Raw genomic sequence first — 23,291 nt, forward strand, 5'->3', positions numbered from 1 at the left:
GCACCCATGCAGGATGGCTGCACGCCCTGGCCGGAGGAGTTCGCCGAGCGCTACCGCTCGGCCGGTCACTGGCGCGACGAGACGTTGGGCGAGATCCTCGGCGCGCGGGCGCGCTCCCACCCGGACAAGCTCGCCCTCGTGGCAGGCGACCACCGGTGGAGCTACGCCGAGCTGGACAGCCGGGCCGACCGCATGGCGGCGCGGCTGCGCGAGATCGGCATCGGCCCGGGGGACCGGGTCGTCGTGCAGCTCCCCAACGTCCCGGAGCTCGTCGCGCTGCTGTTCGCCCTGTTCAGGATCGGTGCGCTGCCGGTCATGGCGCTGCCGGCCCACCGCGGCAGCGAGATCACGTACTTCTGCGAGTTCACGGAGGCGGCCGCGTACGTCATCCCGGACGTGCACGCCGGGTTCGACTACCGGGACCTGGCCGCCGACGTGGCCGCGCGGGTGCCCACGCTCAAGCACGTGCTCGTCGCGGGCGACCCGGGCGGCTTCACCCGGCTGGACTACGCGGACACCGGGGCGGCCGGCCTGCCCCGGCCCGACCCCGCCGGCGTGGCGCTCTTCCTGCTGTCGGGCGGTACGACCGGCGTGCCCAAGCTCGTGCCCCGCGCGCACCAGGAGTGGGCCTACAGCGGGCGCGCGGTCGCCGAGGCGTGCGACTACGGCGAGGAGACCGTCCATCTGGTGAGCCTGCCGCTGTGTCACAACTGGCCGCTGACCCACGGGCTGCTGGCCACCTTCCACGCCGCCGGCACGCTCGTGCTGGCGCCCGTCCCCAGCCCGGACGAGACCTTCCCGCTCATCGAGCGGGAAGGGGTGACCGAGACCGGCCTGATCCCCGGCGCGGCCCTGCTGTGGATGGAGGCCGCCGAGTGGGACGAATACGACCTGTCCAGCCTGCGCCGCGTCACGATCGGCGGGTCGAAGCTCCAGAACGAGCTGGCCCGCCGGGTCCAGCCCGCGCTCGGCTGCCGGCTCCAGCAGGCCTTCGGCATGGCCGAGGGATTGTGCGGGTTCCACCGGTGGGACGACCCGGAGGACGTGGTCCTGGTCAGCCAGGGGCTGCCCGTCTCCCCGGACGACGAGGTGCGGGTCGTCGACGAGGACGACCGCGACGTCGCGCCGGGCGAGGTGGGGCAGCTCCTGGCGCGCGGCCCGTACACGGTGCGCGGCTACTACCGGGCGCCCGAGCACAACGCCAGGACGTTCACCGCCGACGGCTACTACCGGACCGGCGACCTCGTACGGCTGCTGCCGGCCGGGCACATCGTCTTCGAGGGCAGGGTCAAGGACCAGATCAACCGGGGCGCCGAGAAGATCGCGGCCGAGGAGGTGGAGAACCACCTGCTCGCGCACCCGGGCGTCAGGGAGGTCGCCCTGGTGGGCCTGCCCGACGAGGTGCTCGGCGAGCGGGCGTGCGCGTGCGTCGTGCCCCGCGGCACGCCGCCGGCGCTCGGCGACCTGACCGCGTTCCTGCGAGAGCGCGGGGTGGCGGCCTTCAAGTTCCCCGACCGCCTGGAGATCGTCCAGGAGCTCCCGGTCACCCCGCTCGGCAAGGTCAGCAAGAAGGCGCTCGCCGGGATGTTCAGCTAACCCACGCTCGCAGAGGATGTACCCGATGCACGTCGCAGACATCGACTTGCCCGGCTTCCTGGAAGTGCACGCCAAGGCCACCATCGAGGCGCGCAACAACGCCTGCCCGGCGCTGGCGACCTGGCGCCAGGAGATCCCGCCCGTGGACCCGGTCGGGCTGCTGAGACCGCTGTTCGAGCGGTCCACGCGGACCTTCGTCTGGATGTCGCCGCACGCCAGCGTCATAGCGATGGGCAGCGCGACGGACTTCACGCACACCGGCCACGACAGGTTCGCCGGCATCCGGCGAGGCTGGGAGCGGGCGGCCGGGACCGCGGTCGTCGGCGGGCCGGGGCCGCGCGCCATGCCGTCGCTGGTCGGCGGGTTCGCCTTCGCACCGCGCCCCGGGCCGCTGCCCGAGGCGCTGATGTGGGTGCCCAGGGTGCTGATCTCGCGGGACCCTGACGGCACGACGTCGCTCGCGCTCAGCGTCAGCGTCGACCCCCGGCCCACCACGACGGACGGGCCCGCGCGCACGGTCGCGGACGCCTTCGCCCTGATCTCGTCCGGCGGGATCCGTCCCTGCCCAAGCCCGCTGCTCCCGGGCACGACCATGATCGAGGTCCCCTCCGCGTCGGAGTGGAAGGCGCTGGTCGCGCACACCACCGAGCAGATCGCCCGCGGCAGGTTCGACAAGGCCGTGCTGGCCCGCCAGCTGCGGATCACCTCCCCGTGGGGGTACGACCTGGCCTCCGTGCTGGGGTCCCTGCGCGACACGCAACCGGGGAGCACCGTCTTCGCCGTGGCCGCGTACGGGCACGCCTTCGTCGGCGCCACCCCGGAGCGGCTGGTCGGCCTGCGCGGCGGCCGGGCCGAGTCGATGAGCCTGGCGGCGTCCATGCCGCGCGGCGCGACGCCCGCCGAGGACGCGTGCCTGCGCGCCGCCCTGCTGCAGGACGACAAGAGCCGGCGCGAGCAGCGGATCGTCACCGCGACGCTGCGGCACGCGTTCGACCAGGTGTGCCGCACGGTCACGGTGCCGGACGAGCCGCACGTGCTCGACCTGCCGAACCTGCGGCACCTGCACACCCGCATCGTCGGCGAGATCGCCGACCCGGAGACCGCCAGCGTCCTCGACCTGGTGGAACGATTGCACCCGTCACCCGCCGTCGGCGGTCATCCGCGCCACGCCGCGCTCGAGTGGGTGCGCGACGCCGAGCCCTTCGACCGCGGCTGGTACGCGGGCCCCGTCGGGTGGATGAACGACGAGCAGGAGGGCGAGTTCGCGGTGGCGATCCGCTCGGCGCACGTGCAGGACGAGACCGCGACCCTGTACGCCGGGTGCGGCATCGTGGCGGGCTCCGACCCGGAGGCCGAGCTGGAGGAGACCCGGCTCAAGTTCCGGCCCATGCTAAATGCGCTGGCGATTCCGTTGTCGGAAAGGGCACCATATAGACAGTCCCGATGAGAAGATCTTGGAAACGACCGGTCTCTGGAGGGGCTGGAAATGATTGAAATAACCGGCTTGACGAAACGCTACGGCAATAAAACCGCGGTCGACGGATTGACGTTCGGCGTCCACCCCGGGCGGGTCACCGGATTTCTCGGCCCCAACGGCGCGGGCAAATCCACCACGATGAGGGCCATTCTCGGCCTCGACCGCCTCGACGGGGGAAGCGTGACGGTCAACGGGCGCGCCTACGCGGGCCTGCCCCGGCCGATGCGCGAGGTGGGCGCCCTGCTGGACGCCCGCGCCGTGCACCCCAGGCGCACGGCCCGCAACCACCTGCTCTGCATCGCCCAGACCAACGCCATCCCCGCCCGTCGGGTGGACGAGGTCCTGCGCCTGGTCGGGCTGGAGTCGGTGGCGGGCAAGCGCGCCGGCGGCTTCTCGCTGGGCATGGGGCAGCGGCTCGGCATCGCGGTGGCGCTGCTCGGCGACCCGAAGGTGCTGTTATTCGACGAGCCCGTCAACGGCCTCGACCCCGAGGGCATCAAGTGGATCCGCGAGCTGATGCGGGGGCTGGCCGCGGAAGGCCGTACCGTGCTGGTCTCCAGCCACCTGATGAGCGAGATGGCGCAGACCGCCGACCATCTCATCGTGATCGGCAGGGGAAAGCTGATCGCGGACATCGGCATCAGCGAGTTCGTCCGGCAGGGCTCCAACGTGCTGGTGCGGGCCGAGGAGCACGAGCTGCTCGTCCCGCTCCTGACCGAGGCCGGCGCCACCGTCCACCCGGGCGCCGACGGCGCCCTCATCGTCACCGGGCTGGAGCCCAGGGAGATCGGCAAGGCGGCGCTGGCCGCCGGGGTGGTGCTGACGGAGCTGACGCCGCAGCGCTCCCTGGAGCAGGCCTACATGGATCTGACCCGTGACAGCATCGAGTTCCAGGCGAGTGTGGCATGAGCGTGGCCATCGCGGACACGATCCGCTCCGAGTGGACCAAGTTCCGCACGATACCGTCCAACATCCCCACGATCCTCACCGCCGTGGCGCTCATGGTCGGCCTGGGCGCGGCCACCGCCAACGGCGCGGCCGAGGGCTACCTGGCGGCCTCCGCGACCGGCCGGGCGATGTTCGACCCCACCTACATCAGCATGTACGGCGGGTTCCTGTTCGCCCAGATCACCGTGGGCGCGCTGGGCGTGCTCGTGGTGACCCACGAGTACGCCACCGGCCTGATCCGCACCAGCGTGACCGTGGTCCCGCGGCGCGGCCGGCTGCTGGCCGCCAAAGTTGCCACGTTCGGGCTGATCGCCCTGCTGACGGGCCTGGTGGCGGGCTTCGGCGCGTACTTCCTCGGGCAGCGGGTGATCGGGGCGGCCGGCGCGCCCACCGCCTCGCTCGGCCAGCCGGGCGTGCTGCGCGCCATCGTCGGCATGGGCCTGATCTGGGCGCTGGTCGGCCTGGTCGGCGTGGCGGTCGGCGGCCTGCTGCGGGCCACGATGAGCGCCACGACCGTGGTGGTGGCGATCAACTTCATCATCCCCGTCATCACGCCCAGGCTGCTGCCCGACGCGGTCGGCGACTGGGTGACGACGTACTGGCCGATCTCGGCGGGCCTCCAGATCACCACCACCGTGCAGCTGCCGGATCGGATGCTCCCGTGGTCCGGGCTCGGCGTGATGGCCGCGTTCACCGCGGTCCTGCTGTTCGTGGCGTTCGCGCTGTTCCGCTCGCGCGACACCTGAGAGATTCCCCAGCTCCCGGCGCGCGTCACGCGCGCCGGGAATTCGGCGTGCCGTACGGCCCCGAAGTGGGGCTTGAGCGGCCTCTTTAATGGGCGCTAGGGGTTACCCGCCTTATCCCGGCTCGCGAATACTGATGACGCTTGACCGGGAAATTCTGGCGGGGAGGGGCGTTCAACAATGGCGTCGAGTTTCGCGAACGGCCAGTGCCGTTCCTTCCGCGGCGACGGGCGGCCGGACCTGTTGGTGCGCAACACGGAAACCGGCGAATTGTTCGTCCATCCGCACAGCGGCGAGTTCAACGGGACCGAAACCTACGGCGACCCGGTGAAGATCGGTGACGGCTTCGGCTGGTGGCGGTTCTTCTTCGTCCGCGCCGTCGACGCGACCGGCGACGGGCACGCCGACATCTGCGCGTTCAGCGCCAGCGAGTACGGCATCAATCCCGGCGAGAACGGCGAGCACGGCTTCTTCCTGCTGCGCAACCTGGGCGGCCCCGGCGAGATCGGCCCGTTCGCCGATCCGATCCGCGTGTCCGGCAAGCGCGACGACGGCCGGGAGTGGGAGACGATCGGGTTCGCCGACGTGACCGGCACCGGCCCCGACGACACGTTCGGCAAGGGCAAGGATGCCGGCAACGTGGACGTCTTCCCCCACCGCGACCAGGGGGTCGTGCGGAACGACACCTACGACAAGGACCCGGTGCGGCTCACCGAGGTCGGCGTCGACGACCTTCCCGTCGCCATGGCCGACTTCACCGGCAACGGCAACCTGGACCTGCTGGTCCGCCGCGCGAACGGCGACCTCGACCTGTACGAGTTCGCGGCCCCGCCCGGCACCCCGGCCGCCGCGGACACCGAGGGCACCTGGTACACCGTCGCCCACGGCTGGCAGGACATGCGCCTGGTGACGCTCACCGACATCGACCTGGACGGCCGGCCCGACCTGCTGGGCCTGCGCCCCGACGGAACGCTCGAGGCGTATCAGCACTCCGGGAAATTCAGGCCCGAGGACCCGCTCGACCTCTTCCGCGAGCCGGTCACCGTCGGCACCGGATTCGGCAAGTACGACGTCATCAGCTGATGGCCCAAGAGCGTTTCCCTGCCCTCTGCTCGCTCCGTCGGAAACTGGATTGGTTCAATGTCCTACGAACGCTCCTCTCGTAGTTTCTCCGACGACGCGGTGGCGATCGTCGGCATATCCTGCCGCCTTCCCCAGGCCCCGGACCCGGACTCCTTCTGGCGGCTGTTGCGCGACGGGGGCGACGCCGTCACCGACGTTCCCAGCGGCCGGTGGAACTCCCCGGAGACCGAATCGCTCCGCGGCGGCTTCCTCACCGGCATAGCCGAGTTCGACGCCGAGTTCTTCGGGATCTCGCCGAACGAGGCCGCGATGATGGACCCCCAGCAGCGGCTGCTCATGGAGCTGAGCTGGGAGGCGCTCGAAGACGCCGGCATCGTCCCGGACAGCCTGCGGGGCAGCGGCACGAGCGTCTTCATCGGCGCCATGGCCGGCGACTACGCCCAGCTGCTGCAGGGCACCGGCCGCGCGGCGCTGACCCGGCACAGCCTCACGGGCATCAGCCGGGCCCTGCTCGCCAACCGGATCTCGTACACGCTCGGGCTGAACGGCCCCAGCATGACCGTGGACTCCGCCCAGTCGGCCTCGCTCACCGCCGTGCACCTGGCCTGCGAGAGCCTGCGCAGCGGCGAGTCGGGCCTGGCCATCGTCGGCGGCGTGAACCTCAACCTGACCCCCGACAGCACGCTCGCCGCGCTCCGGTTCGGCGCACTGTCGCCCGACGGCAGATGCTTCACCTTCGACGCCCGCGCCAACGGCTACGTCCGCGGCGAGGGCGGCGGCATCGTCGTGCTCAAGCCGCTGGCCCGCGCGCTCGCCGACGGCGACCACGTCCACTGCGTCGTCGCGGGCAGCGCCGTGAACAACGACGGAGGCGGCGACGGGCTCACCGTCCCCGACCAGGACGCCCAGGAAGAGGTCATCCGGCTGGCCTGCGAGCGGGCCGGCGTGCCGGCGGCCGACGTCCAGTACGTCGAGCTGCACGGCACCGGAACCCGGGTCGGCGACCCCGTCGAGGCACGCGCCCTCGGCGCCGCCATCGGCGCCGCCAAGGACGCGGGCACGCCGCTGCTCGTCGGCTCGGCGAAGACCAACATCGGCCACCTGGAAGGCGCCGCCGGAATCGTCGGCCTGCTCAAGACCGTGCTGGCCATCCGGCACCGCGAGCTGCCGGCGTCACTCAACTTCGAGACGCCCAGCCCGCTGATCCCGTTCGACGAGCTGAACCTGCGCGTCAACACCGCGCTGTCCGCCTGGCCGCGCGCCGGCGAACCGCTGGTCGCCGGGGTCAGCTCGTTCGGCATGGGGGGCGCCAACTGCCACGTGGTGCTCGCCGAGCACCCGCAGGAGACGCCGCGACCGGCGCCCGGTCCCGCCGGGCCGGTGATCCTGCCGCTGGCCGGGCAGAGCGAGGCCGCGCTCCGCGCCCAGGCGGGCCGGCTGCGCGACCACCTGCTCGCCGAGCCCGCCGTCGAGCCCGCCGCCGCCGCCGAGCCCGCCGCCGCCGCCGAGCCCGCCGCCGACGCCGTGTCCGACGCCGTGTCCGACGCCGTGTCCGACGCCGTGGACACGGCCTACTCGCTGGCCACGACGCGTACGGCCTTCGACCGCCGCGCCGCGATCGTCGTCGACGAGCCGTCCGGGCTGGCCGCCGCGCTCGACCGGCTCGCCAGGGGAGAGGCCGCCGCCGAGATCGTGACCGGTCGGCCGAGCGACGGCGACGTCGCCTTCCTCTACTCGGGCCAGGGCAGCCAGCGCCTGGGCATGGGCCGCGAGCTCTACGCCGCGTACCCCGCCTTCGCGCGGGCCCTCGACGAGATCGCCGCCTGCTTCGACGGCGAGCTCGCCAGGCCGCTGCTCGAGGTGATGTTCGACGATCCCGATGGGGCGTTGGACGAGACCGGCATGACCCAGCCCGCGCTCTTCGCCTTCGAGGTCGCGCTCACCCGCCTGTACGAGCACTGGGGCATCCGCCCCGACCGGCTCATCGGCCACTCCGTCGGCGAGATCTCGGCCGCGCACGTCGCCGGAGTGCTGTCCCTGGCCGACGCCTGCACCCTGGTCGCCGCGCGCGGCAGGCTGATGCAGGCCCTGCCCGCCGGCGGCGCGATGATCGCCGTCCAGGCCACCGAGGCGGAGCTCCGCCCCCATCTCGACGACTCGGTCAGCATCGCCGCGATCAACGGCCCCGACTCCGTCGTGGTCTCCGGCGCGGAGGACCGCGTCACGGAGATCGCCGAGGCGTTCCGCGCCCGTGGCCGCAAGACCCGCCGGCTGCGCGTGAGCCACGCCTTCCACTCGCCGCTGATGGACCCGATGCTGGCGGAGTTCCGGCAGGTGGCCGAGTCGCTCACCTACCGCGAGCCGGCCGTGCCGATCGTCTCCAACCTCACCGGGGCCGTCGCGTCCGGCGAGGACCTGTGCTCGCCCGGCCACTGGGTGTGGCACGTCCGCGAGGCCGTGCGCTTCAGCGACGGCATCCGCGCGCTGGCCGACACGGGCGTGACCACGTTCGTCGAGGTCGGCCCCGGCTCGGTGCTGGCCGCCATGGGCCAGCACTGCCTGCCCGCCGACCCCGGCACCCGGTTCGTCGCCACGCTGCGGGACAACCGGGACGAATGCCACAGCGCCGCCCTTGCCCTGGCCGAGCTGCAGGTACGCGGCACCGCGCCCGCCTGGGACGCCCTCTACCCGGGCGCGCGGCGCGTCCCGCTGCCCACGTACGCCTTCCAGCGCACGTACCACTGGCTTCCCGAGGTGGACGGCGCGGCGCCGCCCCCACCCGCGCCCCCGGAGCCGGCGACCACCGGCAACGGGACCCAGCCGCTCGCCGACCGGCTGCACGGCCTGCCGGGGCCGGAGCAGGAGCAACTGCTCCTGGAGCTCGTACGGACCTGCATCGCGCTCGTCCTCGGCCACGCCAACGCCGCGACCGTGGACACCGCCACTGCCTTCAAGGCGCTCGGCTTCGACTCCTTCAGCGCCGTCGAGCTCAGGAACCGGCTCAACGCCGCCACCGGGCTCCAGCTGCCCAGCTCGCTGCTGTTCGACTACCCCTCGCCGCAGGCGCTGGCCGCGTTCCTGCGCGCGGAGCTGACGGGCGGGCAGGCCGCCCAGGCCGTGGTGACCGCCGCCTCGGTGGCGGACGAGGCGATCGCGATCGTGGGCATGGCCTGCCGCTTCCCCGGCGGGGTGCGCTCCCCGGACGACCTGTGGAACCTGGTGATCTCCGGTACGGACGCCATCGGGGAGTTCCCCGTGGACCGCGGCTGGGATCTGGCGGCCCTGTACGACCCGGACCCCGACAGCCGTGGGACGTCTTACTCGCGGCACGGCGGCTTCTTGTATGACGCGGGGGAGTTCGATCCGGGATTTTTCGGGATTTCGCCGCGTGAGGCGTTGGCGATGGATCCGCAGCAACGGTTGCTGTTGGAGGCGTCGTGGGAGGCGATCGAGCGGGCCGGCGTCGATCCGGCCGGGTTACGCGGCAGCCGTACCGGCGTGTTCGCGGGCGCGATGGCCCAGGACTACGGCCCGCGCCTGCACGAGGCGACCGGGGCCGCGGAAGGCTACGTGCTGACCGGCACCTCCGCCAGCGTGATCTCCGGCCGGGTCGCGTTCTCGTTCGGGTTCGAGGGCCCGGCGGTGACCGTGGACACGGCCTGCTCGTCGTCGCTGGTGGCGCTGCACCTGGCCGCGCAGTCGCTGCGGTCGGGGGAGTGCGACCTGGCGCTGGCCGGTGGCGCGACCGTGATGGCGTCCCCCGGCATGTTCGTGGAGTTCTCCCGGCAGCGCGGGCTGTCGCCGGACGGGCGCTGCAAGGCGTTCTCGGCCTCCGCCGACGGCACCGGCTGGGCCGAGGGTGTCGGCATGCTGCTGGTGGAGCGCCTGTCGGACGCGCGGCGCAACGGCCACCGGGTGCTGGCCGTCATCAAGGGCTCGGCGATCAACCAGGACGGCGCCAGCAACGGCCTGACCGCCCCGAACGGCCCCTCCCAGCAGCGCGTGATCCGCCAGGCACTGGCCAACGCCGGGCTCGCGGCCGGAGACGTGGACGCGGTCGAGGCACACGGCACGGGCACCGTGCTCGGCGACCCGATCGAGGCGCAGGCGCTGATCGCGACCTACGGCCAGGGGCGGGACCAGCCGCTGTGGCTGGGGTCGCTGAAGTCCAACATCGGCCACTCCCAGGCCGCCGCCGGCGTGGGCGGCGTGATCAAGATGGTCATGGCGATGCGGCACGAGGTGCTGCCGCAGACGTTGCACGCGGACGAGCCGTCCCCGCACGTGGACTGGTCCGCGGGTGCCGTCGAGCTGCTCACCGAGGCCCGGCCGTGGGAGCTCCGGGACCGCCCGCGCCGCGCCGCCGTCTCCTCCTTCGGCATCAGCGGCACCAACGCCCACGTCATCATCGAGCAGGGCGACCCGGCCGTCCCGGCCCCCCGCGACGACGCGAACCTCCCCGCCATCCCCTGGCTCATCTCGGCGAGGACACCCGAGGCGCTGGCCGGGCAGGCCGAGCGGCTCGCGTCCTGGGCGACGCCGGAGATCCCCGTCGCCGCCGCCGGCGCCGCGCTGGCCGCCGAGCGGTCCGTGCTCGAACACCGCGCGGTGATCGTCGGCCGCGAGCGTGACGACCTGCTGGCCGGCCTGCGGGCACTGGCGGGCGGCCCCGCCGCACCCGGCGTGCTGACCGGCAGCGGCCCGGCGGGCCGGCTCGCCCTGCTGTTCACCGGGCAGGGCAGCCAGCGGCTCGGCATGGGCCGCGAGCTGGCCGCCGCCTTCCCCGTTTTCGACGAGGCGCTGGAGCAGATCTGCGCGCTGCTGGACCCCCACCTGCCGCACCCGCTGCGCGAGGTGATGTTCAGCGACCCCGACGGGGTGCTCAACGAGACCGGAATGACCCAGCCGGCGCTGTTCGCCTTCGAGGTCGCCCTGTACCGGCTGCTCGAATCCCTCGGCGTACGGGCGGACGTGGTGGTCGGGCACTCCGTCGGCGAGATCGCCGCCGCCCACGTGGCCGGGGTGTTCTCCCTCGCCGACGCCTGCACCCTGATCGCCGTGCGGGCCCGGCTCATGCACATGCTGCCCCCGGGCGGCGCGATGCTCGCCATCGCCGCGTCCGAGGCCGACGTCCTGCCGCTGCTCGACGGGTACGAGGACCGGGTCGCCATCGCGGCCGTCAACACGCCGACCTCGGTGGTCATCTCCGGCGCGGAGGCCGCCATCGAGGAGATCGCGGGGAACGTCACGGCACGCAAGCGGCGGCTGCGGATCTCCCAGGCCGCGCACTCACCGCTGACGGAGCCGATGCTGGCGCCCTTCGAGGAGGCCATCGCGGGGCTGACCTACCACGAGCCCACGATCCCGGTGATCTCCAACGTCACCGGCAGGCTCGCCGAGCCCGGCCTGCTCACCAGCCCCCGCTACTGGGTCGACCACGTACGACGGCCCGTCCGTTTCGCGGACGGCATCGCCGCCGCGGACGCCGCGCTCTTCCTGGAGGTGGGGCCCGACGGCGTCCTCACCGGGCTGGCCCAGCAGATGCTCTCGGACGGCGTCTTCGTCCCCGCCGTACGCAAGGACCGCGACGAGATCGACACCTTCGTCCAGGCCCTCGGACAGCTCCACGCCTGCGGCGTCACCGTCGACTGGAACGCCTACTTCGGGCCCGCCCCCGCGCTCCCCGTCGACCTGCCCACCTACGCCTTCCAACGGCAGCGGTACTGGCTGGAGGCACGCGGTCCCGTGGACCTGCCCACCGAGCACGTCGGGCTGTTCGAGGTGGACTGGATGCCCGTACCCGCCGCGGGCGGCGCCACCATGGCGCCCGGCGACGTGCTCCTGCCCTGGCACGAAGAGGACGAAGGGGACGGGCCGGACCGGGCGCGCGCGGCCGTGCTCCGCGTGCTCTCCGCCGTCCAGGACTGGCTCGACGGCGAGCAGCCCGCGTCGGCTCGGCTGGTGATCGTCACCAGGGGAGCGACCGACGAGGTGCCCGACATGGCCGGCGCCGCCGTGTGGGGCCTGGTCCGGTCGGCGCAGACGGAGTACCCGGACCGGTTCGTGCTGCTCGACGACGACGGCAGCGCCGAGGACGCCGTCGCCGCCGCCCTCGCCTACGACGAGCCCCAGCTGGCGATCAGGTCCGGCAAGATCTACGTCCCGAGGCTGGCGCGGCGAGCCCGGCCGGCGGCGGACCGGCCCTGGGATCCCGAGGGGACCGTGCTGGTCACCGGCGGCACCGGCGCGCTGGGACGCACGGTCACCCGGCACCTCGCCGCCCGGCACGGCGTACGGAACCTCGTCCTCGTCACCCGCGACCCGCACGCGGCCGGGGCCGTCGCGCTCGCGGCCGAGCTGGCCGACCTCGGCACGCACGCCGAACTGGTCGCCTGCGACGTCACCGACCGCGCGGCGCTGGCCGGGCTCATCGACTCCTGCCGCGACCTGACCGGCGTCGTGCACATCGCCGGCGTGCTCGACGACGGCGTCGTTCCGGCGCTCACCCCCGAACGGCTCGACACCGTGTGGCGGACCAAGGCCGAGACCGCCTGGCTCCTGCACGAGCTGACCCGCGAGCGCGAGCTGTCGGCGTTCGTGCTGTTCTCGTCGTGCGCGGCCACGCTCGGCAGCGCCGGCCAGGCCAACTACGCCGCCGCCAACGCCTTCCTCGACGCCCTCGCCCGCCACCGCCACTCGCTCGGCCTGCCCGCCACGGCCCTGGACTGGGGTCTGTGGGACAACTCCGCCGAATTCGGCGGCATGGCGGGCACGCTCGCCACGGCCGACCTGGCGCGCTGGGCCCGGCTCGGCGTCGCCCCGCTGCCGCGCGACGAGGCGCTGGAGCTCTTCGACTCCGCGCTCGCGGGTGGCACCGTGACGACGCTGCCCGCCCGGCTGAGCCTGGCCAAGGTCGCGGACCCCGTACCGGCGATGCTGCGCGGGATGCTGCGCAAGCCCGTCGAGCGCCGCGCGGCCGGCGGCTCCGGCTCCGCTTCCGGCGAGGCATCGCTGGCGCAGTCCCTGCGTGGGCTGAGCCCGGACGAGCAGGAACGCACCCTGCTCGACCTGGTACGCGGCCAGGCCGCCCTCGTGCTCGGGCACGTGACGCCGAACGTCATCAGCGCCACCGGAGCGTTCAAGGACGCCGGGTTCGACTCGCTCACCGCGGTAGAGCTCAGGAACCGGCTCAACGTCGCCACCGGGCTGCAACTGCCCAGCTCGCTGCTGTTCGACTACCCGTCGCCCAAGGCGCTGACCGACCACCTGCGCACCGAACTGCTCGGCGGCTCCGCCACGCCCGCCACCGCGGTGCGGTCGGCCGGCCACGACGAGCCGATCGCGATCGTGGGCATGGCCTGCCGCTTCCCCGGCGGCGTGCTGTCGCCGGACGACCTGTGGGAGCTGGTCGCGCAGGGCCGGGACGCGGTGGGCGAGTTCCCCACCGACCGCGGCTGGGACCTGGACCGGCTGTTCGACCCCGACCCCGGCAACCGGGGCACCTCCTACACCCGGCAGGGCGGCTTCCTGTACGACGCCGCCGACTTCGACGCGGCCTTCTTCGGCATCTCGCCGCGCGAGGCCCTGGGCATGGACCCGCAGCAGCGGCTGCTCCTGGAGGCCTCGTGGGAGGTCTTCGAACACGCCAACATCGATCCGGCCACGCTGCACGGCAGCCAGACCGGGGTCTTCACCGGCATCGCGCCGATGGAGTACGGGCCACGGCGCTCCGAGGGCTCCGACGCGGTCGAGGGATACCTCCTCACCGGCCAGCTGGCCAGCGTGGCGTCCGGGCGGGTGTCGTACACGTTCGGGTTCGAGGGCCCGGCGGTGACCGTGGACACGGCCTGCTCGTCCTCGCTGGTGGCGCTGCACCTGGCCGCGCAGGCCCTCCGGACGGGCGAGTGCGACATGGCCCTGGCGGGCGGCGCGATGGTGATGGCGTCGCCCGGCACGTTCGTGGAGTTCTCCCGGCAGCGGGGGTTGTCGGCCGACGGGCGGTGCAAGGCGTTCTCGGCCTCTGCCGACGGCACGGGGTGGAGCGAGGGTGTCGGCGTGCTGCTGGTGGAGCGGCTGTCGGACGCCCGCCGCAACGGGCACCAGGTGCTGGGGGTCATCAAGGGGTCGGCGATCAACCAGGACGGGGCGAGCAACGGTCTGGCGGCGCCGAACGGTCCTTCCCAGCAGCGGGTGATCCGGCAGGCGCTGGCCAATGCCGGGCTCGCGGCCGGGGATGTGGACGTGGTCGAGGCGCACGGGACCGGGACCAGCCTGGGCGACCCGATCGAGGCGCAGGCACTTCTCGCGACCTACGGCCAGGAGCGGGACCGGCCGTTGTGGCTGGGGTCGCTGAAGTCCAACATCGGTCACACGCAGGCCGCCGCCGGGGTGGCCGGGGTCATCAAGATGGTGATGGCCATGCGGCACGGGCTCATGCCCCTGACCTTGCATGTGGACGAGCCGTCGCCGCACGTGGACTGGTCGGCCGGGGCGGTTGAGCTGTTGACCGAGGCTCGGTCGTGGGACGTTCAGGATCATCCGCGTCGCGCTGCCGTCTCGTCCTTCGGGGTCAGCGGCACCAACGCTCACGTGATCCTTGAGCAGGGGGATCTGGTCGAACCGGCTTCTGACGAGGTCGTGGGCTCGCCAGTGGTGCCATGGGTGCTCTCGGCGAAGAGCCGCGAGGCGCTGGTGGAGCAGGCCGGGCGGTTGGCGTCGTGGGTGTCGGCGCGGCCGTCGCTCTCAGTGGCGGACGCCGCTTGGTCGTTGGCGACGGGGCGTTCTGCGCTGGAGCAGCGTGCGGTCGTGGTGGGCGCTGATCGTGATGAGCTGTTGGCTGGGTTGCGGGCGCTGGTCTCGGATGGGGTTTCCGGAAGTGGCTCGGGTGGCAGGCTGGCGTTGTTGTTCGCCGGTCAAGGAAGCCAGCGGGTCGGGATGGGCCGGCAGTTGGCTGAGACGTTCCCGGTCTTCGCCGAGACCTTGGAGGAGATCAACCAGCTGCTGCCGATCCGTGAGGTCATGTTCAACGACCCGGATGGGGTGTTGAACGAGACCGGGATGACGCAGCCGGCGTTGTTCGCCTTCGAGGTGGCTTTGTATCGGCTGCTGGAGTCCTTCGGTATCCGCGCGGATGTGCTGGTCGGTCATTCGATCGGGGAGATCGCCGCCGCGCATGTGGCGGGGGTGTTCTCGCTGGCGGATGCGTGTGCGCTGGTGGCGGCCCGAGCGCGGTTGATGCAGGCCCTGCCGACCGGTGGCGCGATGCTCGCAATTGCGGCACCCGAGGCGGAGGTTCTGCCCCTGCTGGAGGGCCAGGTCGGGATCGCGGCGGTCAATGGTCCGGCTGCGGTGGTGATCTCCGGTGACGCGGAGGCGATCGCGGAGATCGAGGGGCGGGTGAGCGTTCGGACGCGCAGGTTGCGGGTCTCGCATGCCTTCCACTCGCCGTTGATGGAGCCGATGCTGGTTTCCTTCGAGGAGGCCATCTCCGGGTTGACCTACCACGAGCCCACTCTTGCGATCGTTTCCAACCTCACCGGCCGGCTGGCTGAGCCGGGCCAGCTCACCCGTCCCGGCTACTGGGTGGAGCACGTGCGGCAGGCCGTGCGGTTCGCCGACGGGGTGACAGCTGCGGAGGCTGGTTGCTTCCTGGAAGTCGGCCCGGACGGGGTTCTGACCGGTCTGGCTCAGCAGAGCATCGCCGATGGGGTGTTCGTTCCTGCCACTCGTAAGGACCGGGATGAAGTCCGCGCCTTGATGGAGGCGCTTGGCGGGTTGCACACCCAGGGGATCGCCGTGGACTGGACGGCGGTGCTTGCCCCGGCCAGGCATGTCGATCTGCCCACCTACGCCTTCCAGCACCAGCGTTACTGGCTGGAGTCGGGCAGAGCGGTCAGCGACGTGACCGCCGCCGGGCTGAGCGCCGTCGAGCACCCGATGCTCAGCGCGGCCGTGCCCGCCCCCGACTCCGACACCCTCACGCTCACCGGGCGGCTGTCCCTGGCCACGCTGCCCTGGCTCGCCGACCACGCGGTCAACGGCACCGTGATCCTTCCCGGCACGGGCTTCCTCGAGATCGCGCTGCGGGCCGCGGCAGAGACCGAGGACTGCGAGGCGGTCTCCGAACTGGCCATCCAAGCTCCTCTCGTGATCACGCACGAGCACCCCGTACAGCTCCAGGTGGTCATCGACGGACCGGACGACGGCGGCCGGCGTGGCATCGCCGTGTACTCCCGCCCCGAAGGCGGCGACTCCTGGCAGCGGCACGCCCAGGGCACGCTCGGCCCCGCCGCCGCCGAACCCGGCTTCGACCTCGCGCAATGGCCGCCGCCCGGGGCGCAGCCCATCGACATCGACCACCTGTACGACGACCTGGCCGTCTCGGGCCTGGAGTACGGCGAAGCCTTCCAGGGTCTGGTGAACGCCTGGCAGCGCGACGGCGCGGTCTACGCGGAGATCGTGCTGCCCGACCAGGCGTTGACGGGCGCGGAGCGGTTCGGGTTCCACCCCGCCCTCCTGGACGCGGTGCTGCACTCCATCACGCTCGGCGACCTCCTGCCGCGTACCGAGCCGGGGCAGCCGTTCCTGCCCTTCGCCTGGTCCGGCATCTCGCCGCACGCGGTGGGCGGGACCATGGCGCGGGTCCGTACGACGGCGAAGGGCCAGGGTGAGCTGTCGCTGAGCGTCGCGGACGACACCGGCGCGCCGATCCTCACCGTGGACTCCCTGGTGGTCAGGCCCGTGACGGCCGAGCTGTCGCCCGGGAGCACGCCGTACGCGCTGGACTGGGTGATTGCGCCCGCCACCGCCGGGCCGGAGCCCGAGCGCGTGGTGGAGCTCGATGGCCTGGACTCGCTGGGTGACGTGGAGGCGGTCCCGGACCTGGTGCTTGCCCGGGTCCCGGCCGGTGAGGGACGTACCAGGACGTACGAGGTGCTGGCGCTCGTCCAGCAGTGGCTCGCGGACGAGCGGTTCGCGCAGGCCAGGCTGGCGCTGGTGACTGGTGGGGCGGTCAGCGCCGTCGAGGGCGAGGTGCCGGATCTGTCCACCGCGCCCGTCTGGGGCCTGATGCGGTCCGCCCAGTCCGAGCACGCCGGGCGGTTCGTCATCGTCGACACCGACGACCATCCCGACTCCGCGGCCGCGCTGCTGCGCGCCTGCGCGTCCGGCGAGCCGCAGGTCGCCCTGCGGCAAGGTGAGCTCCGCGTGCCGCGCATCGTCCCCGTGGCCCAGCCCGCGACCGCGTCGGTGACGGTGGACGGGACCGTGCTGCTGACCGGTGGCACGGGCGAGCTGGGGGCCCTGGCCGCGCGGCGGCTCGTCACCGGGCACGGCGTACGGCACCTGCTGCTGGCCGGCCGCCGCGGTGCCGCGGCGCCCGGCGCCCAGGAGCTGCTGGACGAGCTGACCTCGTTGGGTGCGCAGGTCACCGTGGCGGCCTGCGACGTCGCCGACCGCGCCGAACTGGCCGCCCTGCTGGCCGGCATCCCCGCGGACCGGCCGCTGCAGGGTGTCGTGCACCTGGCAGGGATCGTGGACGACGGCGCCGTGACCTCGCTGACCCCCGAGCGGATCGACCGCGTCTTCGGCCCGAAGGCGGACGCCGCCTGGCATCTGCACGAGCTCACCGAGGACCTGTCGTTCTTCGTGATGTACTCGTCCGTCGCGGCCACGATCGGCAGCGCCGGCCAGGCGAACTACGCCGCCGCGAACACGTACCTGGACGCCCTGGCCCTGCACCGGCGGGCGCTAGGACTGCCCGCCGCCTCCTTCCAGTGGGGGCTGTGGGAGTCGGACAGCGGCATGGCCGGCGCGCTGAGCCAGGTCGACGTCGCCCGGCTCAACAGGGTCGGGCTCGCGCCGCTGCCCGTGGCCGAGGGCATGTCCCTGTTCGACGCGGGGCTCGCGCTCGACAGGGGAGTGCAGATACTCGCCCGCCTCGACACGGCCGCCCTGCGCCGCCAGGACGAGATCCCCGCCGTCTTCCGTTCCCTGGTCAAGGCCCCGGCGCGCAAGCCGGCGGCCCCCAGGCAGGTGAGAGCGCGGGCCGACAAGGGCGCGCTGCTGTCGCTCATCCGTACGAGTGTCGCGCAGGTGCTCGGCCACGCCGACGCCGACTCCGTGGACATCGGGACCGCGTTCAAGGACCTCGGGTTCGACTCGCTGAGCTCCATCGAGCTGCGTAACCGGCTCAACGCGGCCACCGGGCTACGGCTGCCCGCCACGCTCCTGTTCAACTTCCCCACCCCCGACGAACTCGCCGAGCACCTGCGCGCCGAGCTCACCGGATCCTCGCGGGCCGACCAGGTGGCCGCCCGGACCGGGACCGCCGACGAGCCCATCGCGATCGTCGGCATGGCCTGCCGCTACCCCGGCGACGTGGTCTCGCCCGAGGACCTCTGGCGGCTCCTCACCCAGGGCGCCGACGCGATCACCACCTTCCCCGGCAACCGAGGCTGGGACCTGGAACGGCTGTACGACCCCGACCCCGCCCACGCGGGCACCAGCTACGCACGAGAGGGCGGGTTCCTGCACGACGCCGACCTCTTCGACCCCGCGCTCTTCGGGATCTCGCCGCGCGAGGCCACCGCGATGGACCCGCAGCAGCGGCTGCTCCTCGAAACCTCGTGGGAGGCCATCGAGCGGGCCGGGATCAGCCCCAAGGCGATGCGCGGGAGCCGTACCGGCGTGTTCGCGGGCGTGATGTACCACGACTACGGCACGCGGCTGCCGCAGGCGCCCGAGGGGTTCGAGGGGTTCGTGCTCAACGGCAGCGCGGGCAGCATCGCCTCGGGCCGGGTCGCCTACACGTTCGGGCTGGAAGGCCCGGCCGTGACGGTGGACACGGCGTGCTCGTCGTCGCTGGTGGCGCTGCACCTGGCGGCCCAGTCCCTGCGGTCCGGCGAGTGCGATCTCGCCCTGGCCGGCGGGGTGACCGTGATGGCCACGCCCAACGTCTTCATCGAGTTCTCCCGTCAGCGCGGGCTCGCCGCGGACGGCCGGTGCAAGGCGTTCTCCGCCTCCGCCGACGGCACCGGCTGGGCCGAGGGCGCGGGCATGCTGCTGGTGGAGCGGCTGTCGGACGCCCAGCGCAACGGCCACCAGATCCTCGCCCTCGTCCGGGGCACCGCGATCAACCAGGACGGCGCCAGCAACGGCCTGACCGCCCCGAACGGCCCCTCCCAGGAGCGCGTGATCCGCCAGGCCCTGGCCAACGCCGGTCTGACGACCGCGGACGTGGACGTGGTCGAGGCCCACGGCACCGGTACGACGCTGGGCGACCCGATCGAGGCGCAGGCCATCATCGCGACCTATGGGCAGGAGCGGGACCGGCCGTTGTGGCTGGGGTCGCTGAAGTCGAACATCGGTCACACGCAGGCCGCCGCCGGTGTGGGTGGCGTGATCAAGATGGTCATGGCGATGCGGCATGGCCTCATGCCCCGGACCCTGCACGTGGACGAGCCGTCGCCGCACGTGGACTGGTCGGCGGGGGCGGTCGAACTGCTGACCTCGGACCGCCCGTGGGACCTCCAGGACCGCCCGCGCCGGGCCGGAGTCTCGTCCTTCGGAGTCAGCGGCACCAACGCGCACGTGATCGTCGAGCAGGGCCCGGCCGCCGTCGAGCCCGTCGGCGAGGACGACCCGTCGATGCCCGCCGTGCCCTGGCTCATCTCGGCCAACGACCCCGCAGCGCTACGGGAGCAGGCGGGCCGGCTTGCGGACTGGGCGTCTGGGGATGATGTATCGCTTGCCGGGGTCGGTAAGGCGCTTGTCTCCACGAGAGCGGTGCTGGAGCGGCGTGCGGTTGTGGTGGGCGCTGATCGTGATGAGTTGCTGGCGGGGTTGCGGGCGCTGGCTGAGGGTTCTTCGGAGGTGGTGGCTGGGGGCAGGCTGGCGTTGCTGTTCGCTGGTCAGGGGAGCCAGCGGGTCGGGATGGGCCGGCAACTGGCCGAGGCGTTCCCGGTGTTCGCCGAGGCGCTGGAGGAGATCAACCAGTTCCTGCCGGTCCGTGAGGTGATGTTCGACGACCCGGATGGGGTGTTGAACGAGACCGGGATGACGCAGCCGGCGTTGTTCGCCTTCGAGGTGGCTTTGTATCGGCTGCTGGAGTCCTTCGGGGTGCGGGCGGGTGTGCTGGTCGGGCATTCGATCGGGGAGATCGCCGCCGCGCATGTGGCCGGGGTGTTCTCGCTGGCCGATGCGTGTGCGCTGGTGGCGGCCCGAGCCCGGTTGATGCAGGCCCTGCCGACCGGTGGCGCGATGCTCGCGATCGCCGCACCTGAGGCGGAGGTTCTGCCGCTGCTGGGGGACCGGGTGGGGATCGCGGCGGTCAACGGTCCGGCAGCAGTGGTGGTCTCCGGCGACGTCGAGGCGATCGCGGAGATCGAGGGGCGGGTGAGCGTTCGGACACGCAGGCTGCGGGTCTCGCATGCCTTCCACTCGCCGTTGATGGAGCCGATGCTGGCTTCCTTCGAGGAGGCCATCTCAGGGTTGACCTTCCACGAGCCCACTCTTGCGATCGTTTCCAACCTCACGGGCCGCCTGGCCGAGCCGGGCCAGTTGACCACCCCGAGCTACTGGGTGGAGCACGTGCGCCAGGCCGTGCGGTTCGCGGATGGAGTGGCGGCTGCGGAGGCTGGTTGCTTCCTGGAGGTCGGCCCGGACGGGGTGCTGACGGGACTGGCTCAGCAGAGCGTCGCCGATGGTGTGTTCATCCCCGCCACGCGCAAGGACCGCGATGAAGTTCGCGCGCTGGTCGAAGCGCTCGGCCGGCTGCACACCCACGGCATCATCGTGGACTGGGACGCCTACTTCGCCTCCGTCCCCGCCCGGCACGTCGATCTGCCCACCTACGCCTTCCAGCGCCGGCGGTACTGGCTCGACGCCGGATACTCCACCGGTGACGTCGCCTCGGGTGGTGGGCTGGCGGCCGTGGAGCACCCGCTCCTGACCGCAACCGTTCCTTCTCCGGGGACCGACACCCTCACCCTCATCGGCCGCCTGTCACCTGCCACGCAACCGTGGCTGGCCGACCACGTGGTCGGCGGCCGGGTGGTCGTGCCAGGCTCGGCGCAGGTGGAGCTGGCGGTACGGGCCGGGGACGAGGCCGGTTGCCCGGTGCTCGACGAGCTCACCCACCAGACCCCGATGGTCCTGCCCGAGCGTGGCACCCTCCATCTCCAGGTGGTGATCGGAGCTGCCGACGAGTCGGGACGCCGGCCGGTGACGATCTTCTCGAGGGCCGAGGACGCCACGGACTGGAGCCAGAACGCCCAGGGCGTGCTGGCCCCGGCCGCCGCCGTACCCGGCTTCGATCTCACGCAGTGGCCGCCGCCCGGCGCGCAGTCCCTCGACGTGGGCAGCGTCTATGAGGACCTCGCCGCGACCGGCATGGAGTACGGCGGCGCCTTCCAATGCCTCAGGGCCGTCTGGAAGGGCGACGACGCCGTCTACGCCGAGATCGCGCTGCCGGAGCACACCGAGACCCGGCGGTTCGGCCTGCACCCGGCGCTGCTCGATGCCTCCCTGCACGCCATCCCCATGTCCGGGCTGCTGCCGCAGGCCGAACCGGGACGGCCGTACATCCCCTTCGCCTGGAGCCAGGTGGCGCTGCACGCCGACGGCGCGACGCTGCTACGGGTCAGGATCGCGCCCACGGCCGGCCCCGGTGTGGTCGCGCTGACCATGGCGGACGCCGCCGGCGTGCCCGTCATGGAGGTCGGCTCGCTCACGCTGCGCCCGAGCTCCGCCGACCAGCGGACGACCGGTCCCAACAGCCTGTTCCAGATCGACTGGGTGCCGGCCGTTGGCCGAACCGCGCAGAACGACCTCCAGTACGAGATCTTCGACGTACCCGTGACCGAGGCGGGAACCCCGGAGGCGATCAGGCACGCCACCCATGCCGCGCTGGCGGCGGTGCAGGAGACGCCCGCGCGCCTGGTGGTCGTCACGCACGGCGCGGTCGCGGCGACCCCGGACGACGTGCCGGACCCGGCGCAGGCGGCGGTGTGGGGCCTGGTACGCGCCGCGCAGGCCGAGCAGCCGGACCGGTTCCTGCTCCTGGATGTGGACGATGACTCGACGGAGCCGGTCTCCCAGGCGCTGGCCACTGGCGAGCCCCAGGTGGCGGTACGGGCCGGCCGGCTGCTGACCCCGCGCCTCAAGCGGGCAGCAGGGGCGGTTTCGGGACCAGAGCAGTTCGGGTCCGAGGGGACCGTGCTGGTTACCGGTGGCACCGGCGGGTTGGGCGCGTTGGTGGCCCGGCATCTGGTGGTGGCGCACGAGGTCAGGCGCCTGCTGCTGGTCAGCCGTCGCGGCCTGGAGGCGCCGGGCGCGGCCGAGCTGGTGGCCGAGCTCTCCGACCTGGGTGCCGAGGTGGATGTGGCCGCCTGCGACGTGGCGGACCGTGACGCTCTCGCCGGCCTGATCGCCTCCATCCCCGCTGACCGCCCGCTGACGGGTGTCGTCCACACGGCTGGTGTTCTGGATGACGGTGTCATCGGTTCCCTCACGCCGGAGCGTATCGACGCCGTCCTGCGGCCGAAGGCCGACGCGGCGTGGCACCTGCACGAGCTCACGCAGGATCTCGATCTGACCGCTTTCGTGCTGTTCTCCTCCCTGTCCGGGGTGCTGGGCAGCGCGGGCCAGGGCAACTACGCCGCCGCGAACACGTACCTGGACGCCCTGGCTCAGCGGCGCAGAGCGCAGGGCCTTCCGGCGACCTCGCTGGCCTGGGGCCTGTGGGCCACCGGCGGAATGGCGGGCGAGCTGGACGAGTCCGACCTGCGCCGCCTCGAGCGCGGCGGCATCACACCCCTGCCCATCGCCGACGGGCTGGCTCTGTTCGACGTCGCGGTCAACGGCGACCGCGCCGACCTGGTCCCGGCCGCGCTGGGCATGCCCGCGCTGCAGGCCCAGGCGCAGGCGGGCACGCTGCCCGCGCTCCTTCACGGGCTGGTCCGCGTGCCTGCCCGCCGTACCAGCACGACCGCCACCAGTGCGAACCCGGCCGATCTCCTGCAACTGGTCCGTAGCCAGGTGGCCACGGCGCTCGGGTTCCAGAGCGGTGACGCGGTGGAGCCGACCAAGCGGTTCCAGGAGCTGGGCTTCGACTCGCTGACTGCGGTCGAGTTCCGCAACCAGCTCAACGCCGCCACCGGGCTGCGGTTGCCGGCGACGTTGGTGTTCGATTTTCCGACGGCTGAGGCGGTGGCGGAGTTCCTGGCGGGTGAGTTGGGCGGTGGGCAGACCTCGCAGGCCGTGGTGACCGCCGCCTCGGTGGTGGATGAGCCGATCGCGATTGTGGGGATGGCGTGCCGGTATCCGGGGGGCGTGACCTCGCCGGAGGGCTTGTGGGAGTTGGTGTTCTCGGGTCGGGATGCGGTGGGGGAGTTCCCCGCCGATCGCGGCTGGGACCTCGAGAAGCTGTACGACCCGGACCCCGA

Annotated in this window: 6 protein-coding genes; all 6 read left to right on the forward strand. The window is 72.7% G+C overall.

Features of this window, described 5'->3' with window-relative positions; genetic code table 11:
• The first annotated feature begins 6 nt into the window (after window positions 1–6).
• Complete coding sequence (locus AB0L65_RS58720; RefSeq protein ID WP_364265648.1) at window positions 7–1,596, forward strand: AMP-binding protein; 1,590 nt, start codon at window positions 7–9, stop codon at window positions 1,594–1,596.
• A 25-nt stretch (window positions 1,597–1,621) separates the two neighbouring features.
• The gene (locus AB0L65_RS58725) at window positions 1,622–3,043 is read left to right on the forward strand and encodes an isochorismate synthase (RefSeq protein WP_364265650.1); all 1,422 of its coding nucleotides are present in this window, start codon (window positions 1,622–1,624) and stop codon (window positions 3,041–3,043) included.
• 39 nt (window positions 3,044–3,082) lie between these two features.
• Window positions 3,083–3,982 (forward strand): ATP-binding cassette domain-containing protein, encoded by a 900-nt coding sequence (locus AB0L65_RS58730; RefSeq protein WP_363979381.1) that lies wholly within the window; start codon window positions 3,083–3,085, stop codon window positions 3,980–3,982.
• Window positions 3,979–4,767 carry a hypothetical protein gene (locus AB0L65_RS58735; protein WP_364265652.1) on the forward strand — a complete coding sequence of 263 codons (789 nt, stop codon included), beginning with the start codon at window positions 3,979–3,981 and terminating at the stop codon, window positions 4,765–4,767. Before AB0L65_RS58730 ends, AB0L65_RS58735 begins: the two co-directional genes overlap by 4 nt.
• Before the next feature lie 177 nt (window positions 4,768–4,944).
• The gene (locus AB0L65_RS58740; RefSeq protein WP_364265654.1) at window positions 4,945–5,847 is read left to right on the forward strand and encodes a VCBS repeat-containing protein; all 903 of its coding nucleotides are present in this window, start codon (window positions 4,945–4,947) and stop codon (window positions 5,845–5,847) included.
• Window positions 5,848–5,904: 57 nt separating this feature from the next.
• A partial coding sequence (locus tag AB0L65_RS58745) for an SDR family NAD(P)-dependent oxidoreductase (RefSeq protein ID WP_364265656.1) occupies window positions 5,905–23,291 on the forward strand: 17,387 nt, incomplete at its 3' end.

Source organism: Nonomuraea sp. NPDC052116, assembly GCF_040680035.1.
Lineage (GTDB): Bacteria > Actinomycetota > Actinomycetes > Streptosporangiales > Streptosporangiaceae > Nonomuraea > Nonomuraea angiospora_A.

Coding starts and splice junctions, on each gene's coding strand:
- AB0L65_RS58725 (WP_364265650.1), top strand. CDS start 1,622: ATGCACGTCGCAGACATCGACTTGCCCGGCTTCCTGGAAGTGCACGCC.
- AB0L65_RS58720 (WP_364265648.1), top strand. CDS start 7: ATGCAGGATGGCTGCACGCCCTGGCCGGAGGAGTTCGCCGAGCGCTAC.
- AB0L65_RS58735 (WP_364265652.1), top strand. CDS start 3,979: ATGAGCGTGGCCATCGCGGACACGATCCGCTCCGAGTGGACCAAGTTC.
- AB0L65_RS58730 (WP_363979381.1), top strand. CDS start 3,083: ATGATTGAAATAACCGGCTTGACGAAACGCTACGGCAATAAAACCGCG.
- AB0L65_RS58740 (WP_364265654.1), top strand. CDS start 4,945: ATGGCGTCGAGTTTCGCGAACGGCCAGTGCCGTTCCTTCCGCGGCGAC.